Below are 16,301 nucleotides of genomic sequence, written 5' to 3' on the forward strand. Positions count from 1 at the left end.
TTTGGCGTGCTGGCAACGCTTCTGCTGATGGCCGTCCTGGCCGTGCTGCTGGCCGCCATGCCGGCGCATGCCCAGTCCAACGAGCCGATCTCGATCGGCCGCGACGACACCGCGCTCGACCTGACCGGCGCGGTGACGATCTATCGCGACCGCGGCAACGCGTTCCGCGTGTCAACGGCACCGGACGCGGAGGGCATCGTGCGGACCATCGAGGTCCAGGCCTCCAACGCGGACACGGCGGGCGACTGGGCCGTGCTGGTGCTCACCAACACCAGCGACGTGCAACTCGACCGGCTTCTGGTGGCGCCGCGGTTCCGACTGGTCAGTTCCGGCCTTTTCTGGCCCGATCTGGGGGCGCAGCGCATCGTTGCCTTGACGCCCAGTTCGGGTTTTTCGCTCGACCGGATCGACGATCCGCATGCGGACATCTTCGCGATCACGCTCGATCCGGGCGCGGTGATCACGCTGGTTGCCGAACTGGCCTCGCCCACCCTGCCGCAGCTCTATCTTTGGGAAGAAGACGCCTACAAGGACATCGTCAATTCCTACACGCTCTACCATGGCATCGTTCTGGGCATCGCGGGCCTTTTGGCGCTGTTCCTGTCGATCCTGTTCGTCGTGCGCGGCACCGCAACATTCCCGGCAGCAGCGGCCCTCGCCTGGTCGGTGCTCGCCTATGTATCCATCGATTTCGGCTTCATCAGCCAGTTCGGCGTCCTCGACACGGCGGCGATACGCACCTGGCGCGCGACGTCGGAGATCGCCGTCGTGGCGACGCTGGGGCTATTTCTGTTCACCCATCTGAGCCTTGACCGCTGGAGCGACCGGATGCGCTGGGGCGCGCTTTTCTGGCTGCTCGGCATCGTCGTTCTGGGCGCGCTGGTCACCTACGATCCCTCTGTTGCCGCAGGCGTCGCGCGGATCGCGCTTGCGGCGACTGCGGCATTCGGCCTGGCGCTGATCATCATTTTGAGCCTGCGCGGCTTCGACAAGGCGATCATGCTGATTCCGGCCTGGGCGCTGCTGCTTGCATGGGTGGCAGCAGGATGGATGACGATCACCGGTCAGGTCGACAATGACATCATCCAGCCAGCGCTCGCAGGCGGTCTGGTGCTGGTCGTCCTGCTGATCGGCTTCACCATTCTGCAAAGCGCCTTTTCGGGCGGCGCGTTCCACGAGAACCTGTTCTCCAATGTCGAATTGCAGGCGCTGGCCGTCACCGGCTCGGGCGGCATCGTCTGGGATTGGGATGTGGGCCGCGACCGGCTGACGACGACGCCCAATCTGGGCGTGCTGCTCGGTCTCGGCCCGACCGCCTTGCAGGGGCCGGCCAAGAACTGGCTCAAACACGTCCACCCCGACGACCGGGAGACCTTCCGGGCGGCTCTGGATGCCGTTGTCGAACGCCGGCGCGGCAAGATCGATCTGGTCCTGCGCATGCGCACCGGTGAAACCCAGCACGCCTGGTATGCGGTCTCCGCGCGCCCGGTGATCGGCGCGGACGGATCGGTCATTCGCTGCATCGGCACCGCTACCGATGTCAGCGCGCAAAAGCGCGCCGAGGAACGCCTTCTGCACGACGCAGTCCACGACAATCTAACCGGGCTTCCGAACCGCGAACTGTTCTTCGACCGGATCCGCACGGCGGTGGCACTTGCTGCACCCGACGGACCCGTCCGACCGACGGTCTTCATCGTCGACATCGACCGGTTCAAGGAGGTCAACGAAAGCGTCGGCATCAATGCCGGCGACACGCTGCTGATCACCGTGGCCCGGCGCCTGAAGCGGCAGTTGCGCCCGCAGGACACGCTGGCGCGGATCGGCGGCGACCAGTTCGGGATCGTTCTGGTCTCCGAATCCGAGCCCGGCGGCATCGCCGCCTTCGCCGAAGCGGTCAAGAAGACCATCAAGACGCCGATCAGCTTCGCCGAGCGCGAGATCGTGCTGACGCCGTCGGTCGGGCTCGCGACATGGTCGCCCGAATGCAAACGCGGCGAGGAACTGTTCAAGGACACCGAACTGGCGCTGCACCAGGCCAAGCGCTTCGGCGGCGACCGGGTCGAACCGTTCCGCCCCGCCTTCCGTGACGGCGGTTCCAACATCGTCCAGATCGAGGCCGATCTGCACCGGGCCATCGAGCGCGACCAGATTTCGCTTGTCTATCAGCCGATCATCGCCGCCAAGACCGGCGACATTGCCGGCTTCGAGGCACTGATGCGCTGGCATCATCCCAGGCGCGGCGATGTTCCGCCGACCGAGTTCATTGCGATCGCCGAGCGGTCCGAGCTGATCGGCGAGCTGGGTGCCCATGCGCTGGAGATGGCCGCCGCGCAGTTGATGGAGTGGGAGACCGCGCTGCCCGAGATGCCCGTCTTCGTGTCGGTCAACGTGTCGGCGCAGCAACTGGTGCGGCGCGACTTCACCAATCTCGTCTCAGGCATTCTGGCGCGCCATCCCCAGCGCACGCACACGCTGCGCATCGAGATCACCGAGACCTCGCTGATGCAGAACCCCGAGCAGAATGTGCGGGTTCTGGAGCGGGTCAAGGCGCTGGGCGTCAAGCTGGCGCTCGACGATTTCGGAACCGGCTATTCGTCGCTGTCCTACCTGTCGCGCTTTCCGTTCGATGTCCTGAAGATCGACCGATCGTTCATGCGGCCCATTTCATCGGGACGCGATGCGCTGCTGCGATCGATCATCGACATGGCCCATGCGCTCGGACTTTCGGTCGTCGCCGAGGGGGTCGAGGACGAGGATGACCGGTCGGTCCTGGCGGAGATGGGTGCGGACTATCTGCAGGGCTTCATCACCGGCCAGCCGCTCACGCCGGAAGATGCCGCCACCCTGATCGCGCAGCGCAACCCGATCGTGGCCCGCGAGGAACAGGCGGCGGAGTAGTGTTCAGGCCCGGCCGCCCTCGGGGATGAAGTTTGCGGCGCCGATGCCCATGCGACTGATCATGGCGGGATATTTGTCGTCATGGTCGTGCGCGAACACGATGTCGGGATCGGCGTCTGCAGTCAGCCAGGCATTGTCGCGGATTTCCTGCTCGAGTTGCCCGGCGCCCCAGCCCGCATAGCCCAGCGCGATCGCCGCCTGCGCGGGACCGGCGCCGGCGACGATCGATTTGAGGATGTCGACCGTCGATGTCAGGCAGATGGCGTCGGACAGCGGGATCGTCGTATCGATCGCATAATCGTGTGAATGCAGGACGAACCCGCGATGCTCATCGACCGGACCGCCGATCCGTACCGGGCCTGCGGCATCGTTGATCTGCGCTTTGTCGAGCACGGTCGTCTTGCCGAATTCGGTGTGGCCGATCAGTTCGGCGAGCGTCATGTCGGCGGGCTTGTTGAGCACAAAGCCCATGGCGCCCTCATCGCTGTGGGCGCACAGATACACCACCGATTCGGCGAAGATCGAGGCATTCATGCCGGGCATCGCCACAAGGAAACGGCCCTCGAACTGGCCATTTCCGCTGCCGATGCCGCGCTTTCTGAGCGTCTCCATGGCATCAGCGTAACAGGCACCGGCCAAATGAGAAGCCCTTCCGGGTGCAATTGTCCGCCACTTCCCGCCACCACGGCAGCGCCGGTGCGATCACGAACTTATGACGGGCGACGTGGCAGCGCTGCTTGATCGGCCGGCGCGGCACGGCCATACCGGCGCCATGCTTGCGATCGAACGACCCATTCCGGCGATAGTGGCGGCCACCATCACCCTGATCGCGATGGCGGGCCGGGACAGCGCCGCACAATCGACCGAGTGGTATGAAACGGTCGGTGGCGCGGTGCGGGTCGTCGTCGCGCCGCCGGACCCGACCGATACGGAAATCCGCGGAATGCTGGAAGTCCGCCTTGAAGAAGGCTGGAAGACCTATTGGCGCGATCCGGGCGCATCGGGCATTCCCCCGCAGATCGACCTCGCCGGCAGCAAGGGCGTGGCGGACGCCGAACTGCACTATCCGGCACCGGTCTGGATCAACAATCCCTACGGGGACTTTGCCGGCTATGACCGGCCGGTCTCCCTGCCCTTCACCATGGCGCGCACGGCCAATGGCGAGGCGGAACTTGTCGCAAACGTCTTTCTGGGAATTTGTGAGGACATCTGCATCCCGGTCCAGACACGGTTCTCGATGCCGATCAGCCACGCCACCGGCAGCACCCTGGCGGCGATGCGGGTTGAACAGGCCCATGCGGCGCTGCCGCCGCCGGAAGCCGCGGGCCTGACCGTCGCGCCAAACGGACATATGGAGGATGGACGGGCGCGCGTGACCGTCGTCAACATGGCCGACCCCGACACGATCCCGCAACTTTTCGTTCACGCGCCCGATGGCACGCAGTTCAAGCCGCCCGAAANTCGATGCGATCGTCACGGTCGATGGCGGCAGCGTCCGCATCGAAACGCGCGTTTCACTGGAACTTGGCTGACGGGTGATGGCGGACACCGCCGAGCCGGAATTTCTTTGAGATGCGGTCTTTTCCTCCGCGCCAAGGCGCTTATGTCGCTGATGATACAACCTGTTGGGAAGGGATGACCCGATGACGATCGAAACCGGCGCGAAACTGCCCGCGATGACGCTCAAGACAATCACCGAGGACGGACCGGCCGATATCGACAGCGCCTCGATCTTCGATGGCAAGACGGTCGTCCTGTTCGCAGTGCCCGGCGCTTTCACGGGGACGTGCACGCTGACCCACCTGCCGGGCTATCTCGACAATCGCGACGAAATCCTCGCAAAGGGTGTCGATGAAATCGCGGTTCTGGCGATCAACGATCCGTTTGTCATGGCCGCCTGGGCCGAGCAGACCGGCGGAATGGGCAAGATCCGGTTCCTGGCCGATTGGGACGGCGCCTTCACCAAGGCCATCGGCATGGACATCGACCTTTCGGTCGCCGGTCTCGGCGTTCGCTCGAAGCGCTACTCGATGCTGGTCAAGGACAGAACGGTGACCAGCCTGAACGTCGAAGACAGTCCCGGCGAAGCGGAGAAGTCCGGTGCGGCGGCGATGCTGGGCCAGCTCGACTAGGCTGACAACCAGCTAACGCTCATTGGTCGAGCCCCGCGCGGGACCGGACAAAGCCGGCGACAGTGCCGGCCACCGCGCCCCCGATCAGGCCCGAGCCGAGCGTGGCGAACGAGACCGCATCGGCGACAAACCACACCACGACCGCACCGATCACCGCGCCGATGACGGCGTAGGCCGCATAGCGCTGCGCCGGCGTCCCATGACCGTCATTGCCGTTCGTCAATGTCGCCTCCCTGCCCTTTTTCGCCAACGCTCTTCTTGAAAGGCGCCATGGCGCCGCGGGCCAACTCGTCCGCGCGTTCGTTCTCTTCGTGGCCGGCATGGCCCTTGAGCCAATGCCAGGTTACATCATGGCGCTGGGTTGCCGCATCGAGCGCCTGCCACAGTTCGGCGTTCTTGACCGGCTTCTTGGCGGCCGTCTTCCAGCCATTTCTCTTCCAGCCATGGATCCATCCCGAGATGCCATCCTTGACGTAGGAGGAATCGGTATAGAGATCGACGGCATGCGGGCCGCCCTTGAGCGCGCCGAGCGCCTCGATCGCAGCCATCAGTTCCATGCGGTTGTTGGTGGTCCGCGCCTCACCGCCCGACAGCTCCTTGCGGCTGCCGTTCCATTCGAGGATTGCGCCCCAGCCGCCCGGCCCCGGATTGCCCGAGCAGGCGCCATCGGTGTGGATGGTGATACGCTTTGCGTCAGTCATTGCTTACGCACTTTTGCGGGCGTGCAGATCAAGACCATATTCGCGTGCCGAGCCGATGGTCCGATGGAACCGCATCTTGCGTATGTATTCCTGCGGGTCCTTCTTGACCACAAGCGAGCCTTCCGGCGTCGTCACCCAATCATAAAGGCGGGTGAGCATGAAGCGCAGGGAGGCGCCGGCGGCGAGCACGGGCAGCGCGTCGATCTCCGGATCGGTCAGCGGCCTGACGCGGTCATAGGCGTCAAGCAGCGCCTTGCCCTTGGTGATGTTGTAGGAATGGTCGCGCTCGAAGCACCAGGCATTGAGGGCGACCGCGACATCATAGGCGAGCGCGTCGGTGCAGGCGAAATAGAAGTCGATGAAGCCGGACAGTTCGTCGCCCAGAAAGAACACATTGTCGGGAAACAGATCCGCATGGATCGTGCCCTGCGGCAGGTCGCGCGGCCATTGCTCCTCCAGCGTGGCCAGCAGGGCTTCGGTCTCCTGGGCGAGATCGCGATCCATGCCCGGATGGGCCTTGAGGCACTGCTGCCAGAGCGGGCGCCAGTCCTCGACGGTCAGGCCGTTGCGCCGCTGCATGGCGAAATCCGCGCCGGCCAGATGCATTCGCGCCATACCCGTGCCGACACCGGCGCAATGCACCGCGGACGGACGTCGCATCCAGACACCTTCCAGAAACGTCACCATGGCGGCTGGCCGGCCGGCCAGTTCGCCCAGAACGGTGCCGTCGCCGCGCTTGACCGGCAGCGGGCAGGAAATGTCGTGCGTTGCCAGATGCTCCATCAACCCCAGAAAGAACGGCAGGTCGGCGGGATCGACGCGCTTCTCGTAGAGCGTGAGGATGAAAGTATCGTCGCCGGCGTGGACGAGGAAGTTGGAGTTCTCGACGCCTTCGGCGATGCCCTTGTAGGACTTGAGCTCGCCAACGCCGTATGGCGCGATGAAGGCGCGCAGCTCGTCCTCGGAGATGTCGGTGTAAACGGCCAATGTGTCCGCCCGGTCAGCTTGCCGTGCCGTTGAGGAACGCCATATCTTGCCCGGTCAGCGGCGTGTCGCGCAGCGATCGCATGACGGGGAACAGTTCGTTCTCCTCGGCGGTCAGGGCGATGTCGACGGTGACATTGCGGCGTTCGCGCAGCGCGTCGATGATCTCTTCGACGACGATCTCGGGTGCGGATGCGCCGGCGGACATGCCGATGGTTGCGGCATCGCCGATGCGCCGCCAGTCGATATCAGCGGCGCGCTGAACCAGCATCGAATCACGCGCGCCGTGGCGTTTGGCGACTTCGACCAGCCGCATCGAGTTGGACGAGTTCGGCGCGCCCACGATCATAAAGACGTCCGTGCCCGGCGCCGCCTTCTTGACCGCTTCCTGGCGGTTGGTGGTCGCGTAACAGATGCTCTCGGACGACGGGGCGGTCAGTGCCGGGAACCGGGCCTGCAGGGCAGCGATGACATCGGCGGTGTCGTCCACGGACAGTGTCGTCTGGGTGACGAAGCCGAGTTTGTCTTCGTCAGGCACCGTCAGGTCAGCCACCTGCCCGACGGTCTCGACCAGGGTCACGGCACCCTCGGGCAATTGCCCCATCGTGCCGATCACCTCGGGATGACCGGCATGGCCGACCAGAAGAACGTGTCGGCCCAGACGCTGATGGCGCATCGCCTGTTTGTGCACCTTGGAGACGAGCGGGCATGTGGCGTCGAGATAGAGAAGGTTTCGCGCCTCGGCATCGGCGGGCACCGATTTGGGCACGCCATGGGCGGAGAAGACCACCGGCCGATCGACATGTTCGGCCGGAATGTCGCCAAGCTCCCTGACGAACACCGCGCCGCGCTCGCGCAGCGCCTCGACGACGAACTTGTTGTGCACGATCTCGTGGCGCACATAGACCGGCGCGCCATACTTTTTCAGCGCCAGCACGACGATCTGGATCGCCCGGTCGACGCCGGCGCAGAAGCCGCGCGGCTCGCACAGGCGGATCGTCAGCGGCGGCTTGGTGGCGTGGACGTTCATGATCGTTCCCGTTGTCCCTCCTGATTAGGGACCGGCCAAGCCGCGTGTCAAGCGTACATGACGCCCCGCATTTCAGTGGGGCGGACGAACCCGCCTCCACATGAACAGGCCGGTCACCACGACGAGCACGACGGCCAGCCCGTACCAGGTCAGGGCATATTGCAGGTGATTGTTGGGCAGGTCGATCCGCGTGACGCCGCCGACGGGCCAGCCGCCCGGGTTGGCGGCCTCCTCCGCGTCGAGGAAGAACGGCAGCGCGTCGTCGATGTCATAGCCGGCGTTCGCGACCATCGCCGGCCAGTCCTTCCAGTAGTAAATGTTTCCGGCGATGTCGTTGTCGGGCACGATGAAGGAGGGCTTGCCATCGAGCCGCTCGCGCGCAAGCCCGGTGACCGTTACCGGCCCATCGACCTGCCCCTCGGCACGTGTTGCCGGCTCCTTGAGATCGAACGGCACAAAGCCCCGATTGACCAGCAGCATGCGCCCATCGTCCATGAGGAGCGGCGTATAAATGTAATAGCCCGAAGCGCCCTTGTGGGTCGCGAAGAAATGCCGCTCGTTGGCGTGGTCGAAGGTGCCTGTCGCGGTCGCCGGCCGGTAGCGTATGTCGGCGCCGTCGGCGACAAGCCGCGCGATCTCGCCGGCGGGAACGGCAGCCGCAGACAGGCGGGCGTCGATGGTCGCGAGCAGGTCCTCCTTCCACGCCAGCCGCTGCACCTGCCAATTGCCGAGCAATACAAGGACAATCAGCGCCGGCACCGCACATGCAATCATCAGCCAAGGAAATCGGCGACGGTCCTGTGCAGCCGCGTCTGCCATTGTCTGTCCCAAATGGTCGGTCCTCAAATGCGAAACCGGGCGATCATGGTTTGCCACGACCGCCCGGTTCGAAGTTCGTTCGCGCCGATCAGTGGTGGTAGATCGGTGCGCCCCAAGTGCCCCAGATATAGACCACGAAGAACAGGAACAGCCAGACCACGTCGACGAAGTGCCAGTACCATGCCGCCGCCTCGAACCCGAAGTGCTTCTCGGGCGTGAACTGGCCGGCATAGGCCCGCACCAGACAGACGATCAGGAAGATCGTGCCGACGAAGACGTGGAAGCCGTGGAAGCCGGTCGCCATGAAGAAGGTCGCGCCATAGAGCGATTCGGAGAAGGAATAGGGCGCGATGACGAATTCGTAGACCTGCACGCAGGTGAACAGGATGGCCAGCAGAATGGTCAGCCAAAGGCCCATCTTGAGGCCCTGCCGATCATTGTGCAGCAGGGCATGGTGCGCCCAGGTGACCGTCGTGCCCGACAGCAGCAGGATCACCGTGTTGTAGAGGGGCAGGTGCAGCGGATCGAGCACTTCCATGCCGGCCGGCGGCCACTGGCCACCGGTGTATTCCATGCGGCCGACCTGCTGCGCCTCGTTGAAGAACAGGCTTGCGTCGAACACCGCCCAGAACCAGGCAACGAAGAACATCACCTCCGAGGCGATGAACATGATCATGCCGTAGCGCAGATGCAGCGAGACGACCTTGGTGTGGTGGCCCTGCAGCGATTCGCGCACCGTGTCCGACCACCAGCCGAACATGGTGTAGAGCACGATCAGCGTGCCGATCAGGAAGGTCCAGGGATTGGCCATCGGGATGCCCAGCAGCGAAAACTCGTTGCCTTGGCCCGCCTGCATCCAGCCGATGGCGCCGATTGCCATGATCAGCGCGCCGATCGAACCGATCAGCGGCCACGGGCTCGGGTCGAGAATGTGGTAGTCGTGGTTCTTGGCGTGCGTGTCAGCCATGATGTCTATCCCCGATTGTCGCTTTTTGCGGGTCGCTCAGTGTCGAGACCCGATGAGGTCGGTTCGGTGTCGGCCGGCGATATCCCCGCGGTCTCTTCGGCCTCGTCGATCTTGAAAAATGTATAGGACAGGGTGATCGTCGAAACGCCTTGGAGTTCCTTGGCGTCGACGATGGCCGGGTCGATGAAGAACACCACCGGCATTTCCATCTCTTCGCCGGGCTCAAGGGTCGTCTCGGTGAAGCAGAAGCATTCCATCTTGTTGAAATAGGCGCCGGCGGCCTGCGGCGTGACGTTGAACGTCGCCGAGCCGGTCGTCGCCATGTCGCGCCAGTTGCGCGCCGAATAAGCGACCTGGGTCGTCTCGCCGATCTTCAGCGTGACCGACCTGTCGACAGGCTTGAAGTCCCATCCCAGACCCGAACCCGTGTTGGCATCGAAGCGCACATTGATGGTCCGGTCGAGCACCCGAACCGGCGCCGTGTCGGAAACCTGCGTCGTGCCGCCATAGCCGGTCACGCGGCAGAACAGTTCGTAGAGCGGCACGGACGCATAGGCGAGCCCGATCATGCTCGCGAAGAACGCCAGACATGCAAGCGCGATCCGCACATTGGCGCGGTGCTTGACTGGGTCTGTGGCGGTATCGAGGCTGCTCATCGGTGTTCCGTCAAAGCGGTCGGTTGAGGACGTCTGGGCCGAGTTTGATCACGGTCACAGCGTAGAAGATCACGACGAAGGCGGCCAGGCAAATGGCCAAGGCGATCGAACGCTTGCGCCGGGCCTTCTGCTGCGCCTCGGTCAATTCGATGGTCGGACGGTTCTCGGACATCGCGCTCACGCCAGCACCCGCATCAGGACGGTCTCGACGAACAGGACGGCGAAGATGGCGAACAGATAGGTCAGCGAGAAGCCGAACATCTTCTTGGCCGGCACCATCGTCGCATCGCCGTCCGCCATCTTCCAGACAGCCAGCGCATGGCGGATGAAGTTGGCACCCAGAAGGATCGCCGCAACGCCATAGATGGGGCCTGCAAAGCCAAGCGGCCATGGCAGCACGGCGAAGGCTGCCAGAAGCACCGAATAGACGAGCATCTGAAGCTTGGTGTGCCGCTCACCCGCAACGTTCGGCATCATCGGCATGCCGGCGATCTCATAGTCGCGCAGCTTGAACAGGGCGAGCGCCCAGAAATGCGGCGGTGTCCAAAGGAAGATGATCATGAACAGGACGGCCGATTCCATCGTGATCGTGCCGGTCACGGCGGCCCAACCGATCATCGGCGGGAACGCGCCTGCCGCGCCGCCGATGACGATGTTCTGCGGCGTCGAACGCTTCAGCCACATCGTGTAGATGACGGCGTAGAAAAAGATGGTGAAGGCGAGAAGACCGCCCGCCACCCAGTTGGTGACGAGCCCCAGCGTCATCACGGACAGCACCGACAGGATCAGACCGAACACAAGCGTCTCGTCCCGGCTGACGCGGCCCGAGGGGATCGGCCGCTTTGCCGTCCGGCTCATCACCGCATCGATGTCTGAATCGTACCACATGTTGAGCGCGCCCGACGCGCCGGCGCCGACGGCGATCGCCAGAATGGCGACCGCGCCGATGAACGGGTTGATCGCGCCGGGCGCGACGAGAAGCCCGACCAGCGCGGTAAAGACGACGAGCGACATGACGCGCGGCTTGAGCAGGTCGAAATAGTCGCGCGGCGTCGCCTCGGAGATGCGCGGTGCGGATGTCTTGATGTCTTCAACGAGTGCCATGCGGCGAACCCTGTCCCAACGATGCGTGCCGGACTTGTTCTTGATCCGGCGGGCCGGTTGTCCGGCTCCTGTTCTGCGCGACCCGGCACATGGGCGCCGGGTCGCTGCGCGTGATCGCGCCTATTTGATGCGCGGGAGCTGCTCCCACTGGTGATAGGGCGGCGGCGAGGAAAGCTGCCACTCCAGCGTCGTCGCGCCTTCGCCCCACGGGTTGGCGCCTGCCTCGCGCTTGCGGGCAAAGGCCTCGAACACGCCGTAAAGGAAGATCAGCACGCCGATCGCCGACAGGTACGATCCCCAGGACGAGACCATGTTCCAGCCCGCATAGGCATCGGGATAGTCGATGTAGCGGCGCGGCATGCCGGCCAGACCCAGGAAGTGCTGCGGGAAGAAGATGAGGTTGACGCCGACGAACGTCACCCAGAAATGCAGGCGCGCAATGGTCGAATTGTACATGTAGCCGAACATCTTCGGGAACCAGTAGTACCAGGCGGCGAAGATGCCGAAGACCGCGCCGAGCGACAGCACGTAGTGGAAGTGGGCGACCACGTAATAGGTGTCGTGCAGCGAGCGGTCGAGGCCGGCATTGGCGAGCTGGACCCCGGTGACGCCGCCCACGGTGAACAGGAAGATGAAGCCGATGGCCCAGAGCATCGGTGTGCGCAGCTCGATCGAACCGCCCCACATGGTCGCGATCCACGAGAAGATCTTGATGCCGGTGGGCACCGCGATGACCATGGTGGCGAAGACGAAGTAGCGCTGCGTGTCGAGCGACAGGCCGACCGTGTACATGTGGTGGGCCCAGACGATGAAGCCGACCACACCGATCGCCACCATCGCGTAAGCCATGCCCAGATAGCCGAAGATGGGCTTGCGCGAGAAGGTCGACACGATGTGGCTGACGATGCCGAAGGCCGGCAGGATCAGGATGTAGACCTCGGGGTGGCCGAAGAACCAGAACAGGTGCTGGAACAGGATCGGGTCGCCGCCGCCGGCCGGATCGAAGAAGGCCGTGTCGAAATNTCAGCACCGACCAGGCAAACAGAGGCATCTTGTGAAGCGTCATGCCAGGAGCGCGCATGTTGAAGATGGTGGTGATGAAGTTGATGGCGCCCAGGATCGAAGACGCGCCGGCGATGTGGATCGACAGGATGGCGAAATCCATCGCCGGTCCGGGCTGGCCGGTCGTCGAATAGGGCGGATAGATGGTCCAGCCGCCGCCGACGCCATAGGCGCCGGGCGCGGACGGCATGAACATGGAAATGACCAGCAGGATCGCAGCCGGCGGCAGAAGCCAGAACGAGATGTTGTTCATGCGCGGGAAGGCCATGTCCGGCGCGCCGATCATGATCGGCACCATCCAGTTGGCAAAGCCGCCGATCAGCGCGGGCATGACCATGAAGAAGATCATGATCAGGCCGTGGCCGGTCGTGAACACGTTGTACATCTGCTTGCCGGCATCGATTGCCGCGTCGCCCTCGACGCCATAGACCATCGAGGCCAGCCCGTGGAAAATCTGGATGCCCGGCTCGGCCAGTTCCCAGCGCATCATCACCGACAGGAACCCGCCGAACACGCCCATGATGATCGCGAAGATCAGATAGAGCGTGCCGATATCCTTGTGGTTGGTCGAGAAAAGCCAGCGATTGACGAAGCCCTTGGGGGCACCGTGGTCGTGGGCGTCGTGGGCCACTGCGTCCGACATGAAATTGGCTCCTGAAAAATCCTAAACGGTCAAGCTTACTCGGCGAGGTTCGCCAGGGTGCGGCGCGCCTCGATCGTCGCGATCAGCGTGCGGTTGGCTTCATCGAGATCGTCGCGCGCGGCAGTCAGCCACGCGTCGTAGTCGGCCTCGCTGACGACGCGCACCGCGATCGGCATGTAGGCATGGTCCTTGCCGCACAGTTCCGAGCACTGGCCATAATAGAGCCCCTCGCGGTCGGCGTGGAACCAGGTCTCGTTCAGACGGCCCGGCACGGCGTCCATCTTCACGCCGAAGGCCGGAATGGTCCATGAATGCAGGACGTCGGCGGCGGTCACCAGCAGGCGCACCGTCGTGTCCACCGGCACGACGAGTTCGTTGTCGACGGCCAGAAGGCGCGGATAAGCGGCCTCGTCTTCCTTGCCCAGGCCGGCGCGGTCTTCGTCACGCAGCAGAATCTGATCGAAGGCAACCTCTTCGCCGTCCTCGGTCTGGTATTCGTAGCCCCAGTACCACTGATACCCGATGGCCTTGACGGTCATGGCCGGTTCGCCGGGCGGCGAGTACTGCTTGGTCAGAAGCTGGAAGGACGGCACGGCCAGAAGGATCAGTATGACGATCGGTCCGACGGTCCAGATCACCTCGATTGTCGTGTTGTGGCTGACGCGCGAGGGCACCGGATTGGCCGAGGCGCGATAGCGGATCATCACCCAGGCGAGAAGGCCCAGAACCAGGAAGACGATCGGCACGAGGAAAACGAGCGTGTAGCGCTCGAACCAGGCGATTTCTTCCATGATGCCGGTGGCGGCCGGCTGAAAGCCCAGTTGCCAGGGCTCGGGCTGCGCGGCAAAAGCCACGATCGGCGCCGCAAAAGTTGCAAAGGCTGTGGCGCACAGGCGGCGGGTCGTCTTCATCAACACGCTTCGTCTCCCAACATGTCACTGGAGGCCGTTGACTGCCCTTTCCAGTTCGGCGGCTTAGAACCATAATAAATGACGCGCCGCAACTGCGACAGTGGGTTAATTGTGCGTCATATCGGCGCTCACGGGCGCCGGGGCAGCGTTTGGCGGCTGCGGCATGCCGGACCTGCCTCATCGGATGGGATCTTCGCCGCCGCCCGGCCTTTCGCCTTTATTTCGCCCGGTTGGACCGATTTGTGAACGCGCGACGCCGTATCAATTGGCGTCCGCGCGTCGTAAAAACGGGCGCAATGTGATTCGCGACGACAGACAGGACCCTGCCGTGGTTGTTTTCCGCCGGATTTCCCGCTTTGCACGCAGCATCGCCGCGCTGGCCCTTGTTGCGCTGGCAATAGTCGCGCTGCCGTCCACAGTTCATGCCCAGCAGGATACGGTGCGCGGCGAATATGGCTGGTGGCAGCTCAGATGCTCGACGCCGGCGGGCGCGCAGAACGAACAGTGCGTCCTGATCCAGAACGTCGTCGCCGACGACCGCCCCGAGCTCGGCCTGTCGGTGGTCGCCTTCAAGACTGCCGACCGCACCGCGCAGATCCTGCGCATCCAGGTGCCGCTCGGCGTGCTGCTGCCCAATGGCCTGGGCCTGCATATCGACGGCAACGATATGGGCCGGGCCTATTTCGTGCGCTGTTTCACCGATGGATGCTATGCCGAGGTCATCCTGGAAGACCAGTTGCTCAACAGCCTGAAAGCGGGCACCGAGGCGACGTTCACCGTCTTCGATACGCCCGAGGAAGGCATCGGCATACCGGTGGACCTCGGCGGCTTCACCGAGGGGTTCGAGGCGCTGCCCTGACCTGCCGGTGAGCTGGCGGCGGGGCTCGAAACCGGGGCGCCGGCGCCTTATGTCTGCTCCAGCATCGTTCCCGTTACCGAAAGGCGCCGCCATGCAGACCGGCCTGATTTCCCGTTTCGACATGTCCGAGGACCGCCTGAGGGCCCTTGTCGCCGACGCCTTGCGGCAGTCCGACGATGGCGAACTGTTCGTCGAGTACCGCGAATCCGAAACCCTGATGTTCGACAATGGGCGGCTGAAGACCGGCTCGTTCAACACAGCCTCAGGGTTCGGTCTGCGCGCGGTGGCGGGTGAAGCGGTCGGCTATGCCGAATCGGACGATCTTTCCGAAGCCGCGCTGAAAAGGGCCGCCGGTGCGGTCGGCGCGGTCACGCGCGGCCATTCCGGCACCTATTCGGACGCACCGCCGCGCACCAACAAGAAGCTTTACGGCGACATGAACCCGATCGGCGAGCCGTCGTTCGAGGCCAAGGTCAAGCTGCTGCAGCAGATCGATGCCTATCTGCGCGGCAAGGACGATCGCGTCCGCCAGGTCTCGGTGTCGCTGGCGGCCACATGGCAGATGATCGAGATCCTGCGCGCCGACGGCCATTTCGCCCAAGACATCCGTCCGCTCGTGCGCGTCAATGTCTCGGTGATCGTCGGCGAGGGCGACCGGCAGGAAACCGGGTCGCACGGCATGGGCGGGCGCCAGTCGTTCGGCGACTTCATCGCTACCGAGAACTGGCAAACAGCCGCCGACGACGCGCTGCGCCAGGCGCTGGTGAACCTCGAGGCTCGCCCGGCGCCGGCCGGCACGTTTGACATCGTGCTCGGCAATGGCTGGCCCGGCGTGATGTTGCATGAAGCCGTCGGGCACGGGCTGGAAGGCGATTTCAACCGCAAGAAGCAATCGGCGTTTGCCGGGCTGATGGGCGAACAGGTGGCGGCCAAGGGCGTGACCGTGGTCGATGACGGCACGATCGAGTCCCGCCGCGGCTCGCTGACGATCGACGATGAGGGCACGCCGTCCGGCTATAATGTGCTGATCGAGGACGGCAAGCTGGTCGGCTACATGCAGGACCGCCAGAACGCGCGGCTGATGGGCATGAAGCCGACGGGCAACGGAAGGCGGGAATCCTATGCGCATGTGCCGATGCCGCGCATGACCAACACCTACATGCTCGGCGGCGACAAGAGGCCCGAGGAGATCATCGCCTCGGTCGATGACGGCATCTATGCGGTCTCGTTCGGCGGCGGCCAGGTGGACATCACATCGGGCAAGTTCGTCTTCGCCTGTACCGAGGCCTACAAGATCGAAGGCGGCAAGATCACCTATCCGGTCAAGGGCGCGATGCTGATCGGCAACGGGCCGGACGCAATGCACCGCGTGTCGATGATCGGCAACGATCTGGCGCTCGACAATGGCATCGGCACCTGCGGCAAGGGCGGCCAAGGCGTGCCGGTCGGCATCGGCCAGCCGCATCTTAGAATGGACCAGATGACGGTGGGCGGCACCGAGGCAGCCTGAGCGCCCGCTGCGGCACGAAGCCCCG

General features: G+C 64.3%; 16 protein-coding genes and 1 pseudogene. 5 read left to right on the forward strand and 12 right to left on the reverse strand.

Annotated elements, in window-relative coordinates:
* The first annotated feature begins 27 nt into the window (after positions 1 to 27).
* The gene (locus tag DEM25_RS09055) at positions 28 to 2,898 is read left to right on the forward strand and encodes a putative bifunctional diguanylate cyclase/phosphodiesterase (RefSeq protein ID WP_109766695.1); all 2,871 of its coding nucleotides are present in this window, start codon (positions 28 to 30) and stop codon (positions 2,896 to 2,898) included.
* A gap of 3 nt (positions 2,899 to 2,901) precedes the next feature.
* On the opposite strand, the gene DEM25_RS09060 is transcribed toward DEM25_RS09055, so the two are convergent.
* Positions 2,902 to 3,510, reverse strand: coding sequence for a YqgE/AlgH family protein (locus DEM25_RS09060; protein ID WP_109766694.1), 609 nt, complete (start codon positions 3,508 to 3,510; stop codon positions 2,902 to 2,904).
* 220 nt (positions 3,511 to 3,730) lie between these two features.
* Here DEM25_RS09060 and DEM25_RS09065 point away from each other — a divergent pair, with 220 nt between their 5' ends.
* Both DEM25_RS09065 and DEM25_RS09070 read left to right on the forward strand, forming a co-directional pair.
* The gene (locus DEM25_RS09065; protein WP_439650671.1) at positions 3,731 to 4,537 is read left to right on the forward strand and encodes a protein-disulfide reductase DsbD domain-containing protein; all 807 of its coding nucleotides are present in this window, start codon (positions 3,731 to 3,733) and stop codon (positions 4,535 to 4,537) included.
* Between the two features lie 4 nt (positions 4,538 to 4,541).
* The gene (locus DEM25_RS09070; protein ID WP_109766654.1) at positions 4,542 to 5,030 is read left to right on the forward strand and encodes a peroxiredoxin; all 489 of its coding nucleotides are present in this window, start codon (positions 4,542 to 4,544) and stop codon (positions 5,028 to 5,030) included.
* Between the two features lie 19 nt (positions 5,031 to 5,049).
* On the opposite strand, the gene DEM25_RS09075 is transcribed toward DEM25_RS09070, so the two are convergent.
* The 11 genes and pseudogenes from DEM25_RS09075 to coxB all read right to left on the reverse strand — a co-directional run bounded on the left by DEM25_RS09075 (position 5,050) and on the right by coxB (position 13,907).
* Entirely contained in the window at positions 5,050 to 5,253 is a 204-nt protein-coding gene (locus tag DEM25_RS09075) for a hypothetical protein (RefSeq protein ID WP_109766653.1), read from the reverse strand.
* A complete protein-coding gene (rnhA, locus tag DEM25_RS09080) occupies positions 5,237 to 5,731 on the reverse strand; it encodes a ribonuclease HI (protein ID WP_109766652.1) in 495 nt (164 codons plus the stop codon). The genes DEM25_RS09075 and rnhA overlap by 17 nt, the downstream gene beginning before the upstream one ends.
* Before the next feature lie 3 nt (positions 5,732 to 5,734).
* Positions 5,735 to 6,718: a homoserine kinase gene (locus tag DEM25_RS09085; RefSeq protein ID WP_109766651.1), complete on the reverse strand. Its 984-nt coding sequence runs from the start codon at positions 6,716 to 6,718 to the stop codon at positions 5,735 to 5,737.
* A gap of 13 nt (positions 6,719 to 6,731) precedes the next feature.
* The gene (gene ispH / locus DEM25_RS09090) at positions 6,732 to 7,745 is read right to left on the reverse strand and encodes a 4-hydroxy-3-methylbut-2-enyl diphosphate reductase (protein ID WP_109766650.1); all 1,014 of its coding nucleotides are present in this window, start codon (positions 7,743 to 7,745) and stop codon (positions 6,732 to 6,734) included.
* A gap of 72 nt (positions 7,746 to 7,817) precedes the next feature.
* Entirely contained in the window at positions 7,818 to 8,564 is a 747-nt protein-coding gene (locus DEM25_RS09095) for an SURF1 family protein (RefSeq protein WP_109766649.1), read from the reverse strand.
* An 88-nt stretch (positions 8,565 to 8,652) separates the two neighbouring features.
* Complete coding sequence (locus tag DEM25_RS09100; RefSeq protein ID WP_109766648.1) at positions 8,653 to 9,531, reverse strand: cytochrome c oxidase subunit 3; 879 nt, start codon at positions 9,529 to 9,531, stop codon at positions 8,653 to 8,655.
* 5 nt (positions 9,532 to 9,536) lie between these two features.
* Positions 9,537 to 10,187, reverse strand: a complete 651-nt coding sequence (locus DEM25_RS09105; protein WP_109766647.1) for a cytochrome c oxidase assembly protein — start codon at positions 10,185 to 10,187, stop codon at positions 9,537 to 9,539.
* Between the two features lie 10 nt (positions 10,188 to 10,197).
* Positions 10,198 to 10,359 (reverse strand): cytochrome c oxidase system small membrane protein, encoded by a 162-nt coding sequence (locus DEM25_RS17930; RefSeq protein ID WP_196780338.1) that lies wholly within the window; start codon positions 10,357 to 10,359, stop codon positions 10,198 to 10,200.
* 5 nt (positions 10,360 to 10,364) lie between these two features.
* Positions 10,365 to 11,291, reverse strand: coding sequence for a heme o synthase (locus tag DEM25_RS09110; RefSeq protein WP_109766646.1), 927 nt, complete (start codon positions 11,289 to 11,291; stop codon positions 10,365 to 10,367).
* A gap of 120 nt (positions 11,292 to 11,411) precedes the next feature.
* Positions 11,412 to 12,996, reverse strand: a pseudogene (locus tag DEM25_RS09115) (cytochrome c oxidase subunit I).
* Between the two features lie 35 nt (positions 12,997 to 13,031).
* Positions 13,032 to 13,907, reverse strand: a complete 876-nt coding sequence (gene coxB, locus DEM25_RS09120) for a cytochrome c oxidase subunit II (RefSeq protein ID WP_109766644.1) — start codon at positions 13,905 to 13,907, stop codon at positions 13,032 to 13,034.
* Between the two features lie 328 nt (positions 13,908 to 14,235).
* Here coxB and DEM25_RS09125 point away from each other — a divergent pair, with 328 nt between their 5' ends.
* Together DEM25_RS09125 and tldD are read left to right on the forward strand one after the other, a co-directional pair.
* Entirely contained in the window at positions 14,236 to 14,766 is a 531-nt protein-coding gene (locus DEM25_RS09125) for an invasion associated locus B family protein (protein ID WP_245412844.1), read from the forward strand.
* Positions 14,767 to 14,857: 91 nt separating this feature from the next.
* Complete coding sequence (tldD, locus tag DEM25_RS09130; protein ID WP_109766643.1) at positions 14,858 to 16,276, forward strand: metalloprotease TldD; 1,419 nt, start codon at positions 14,858 to 14,860, stop codon at positions 16,274 to 16,276.
* Positions 16,277 to 16,301 lie beyond the last annotated feature (25 nt).

The organism is Oceaniradius stylonematis, from assembly GCF_003149475.2.
GTDB classification, from domain to species: domain Bacteria; phylum Pseudomonadota; class Alphaproteobacteria; order Rhizobiales; family Rhizobiaceae; genus Roseitalea; species Roseitalea stylonematis.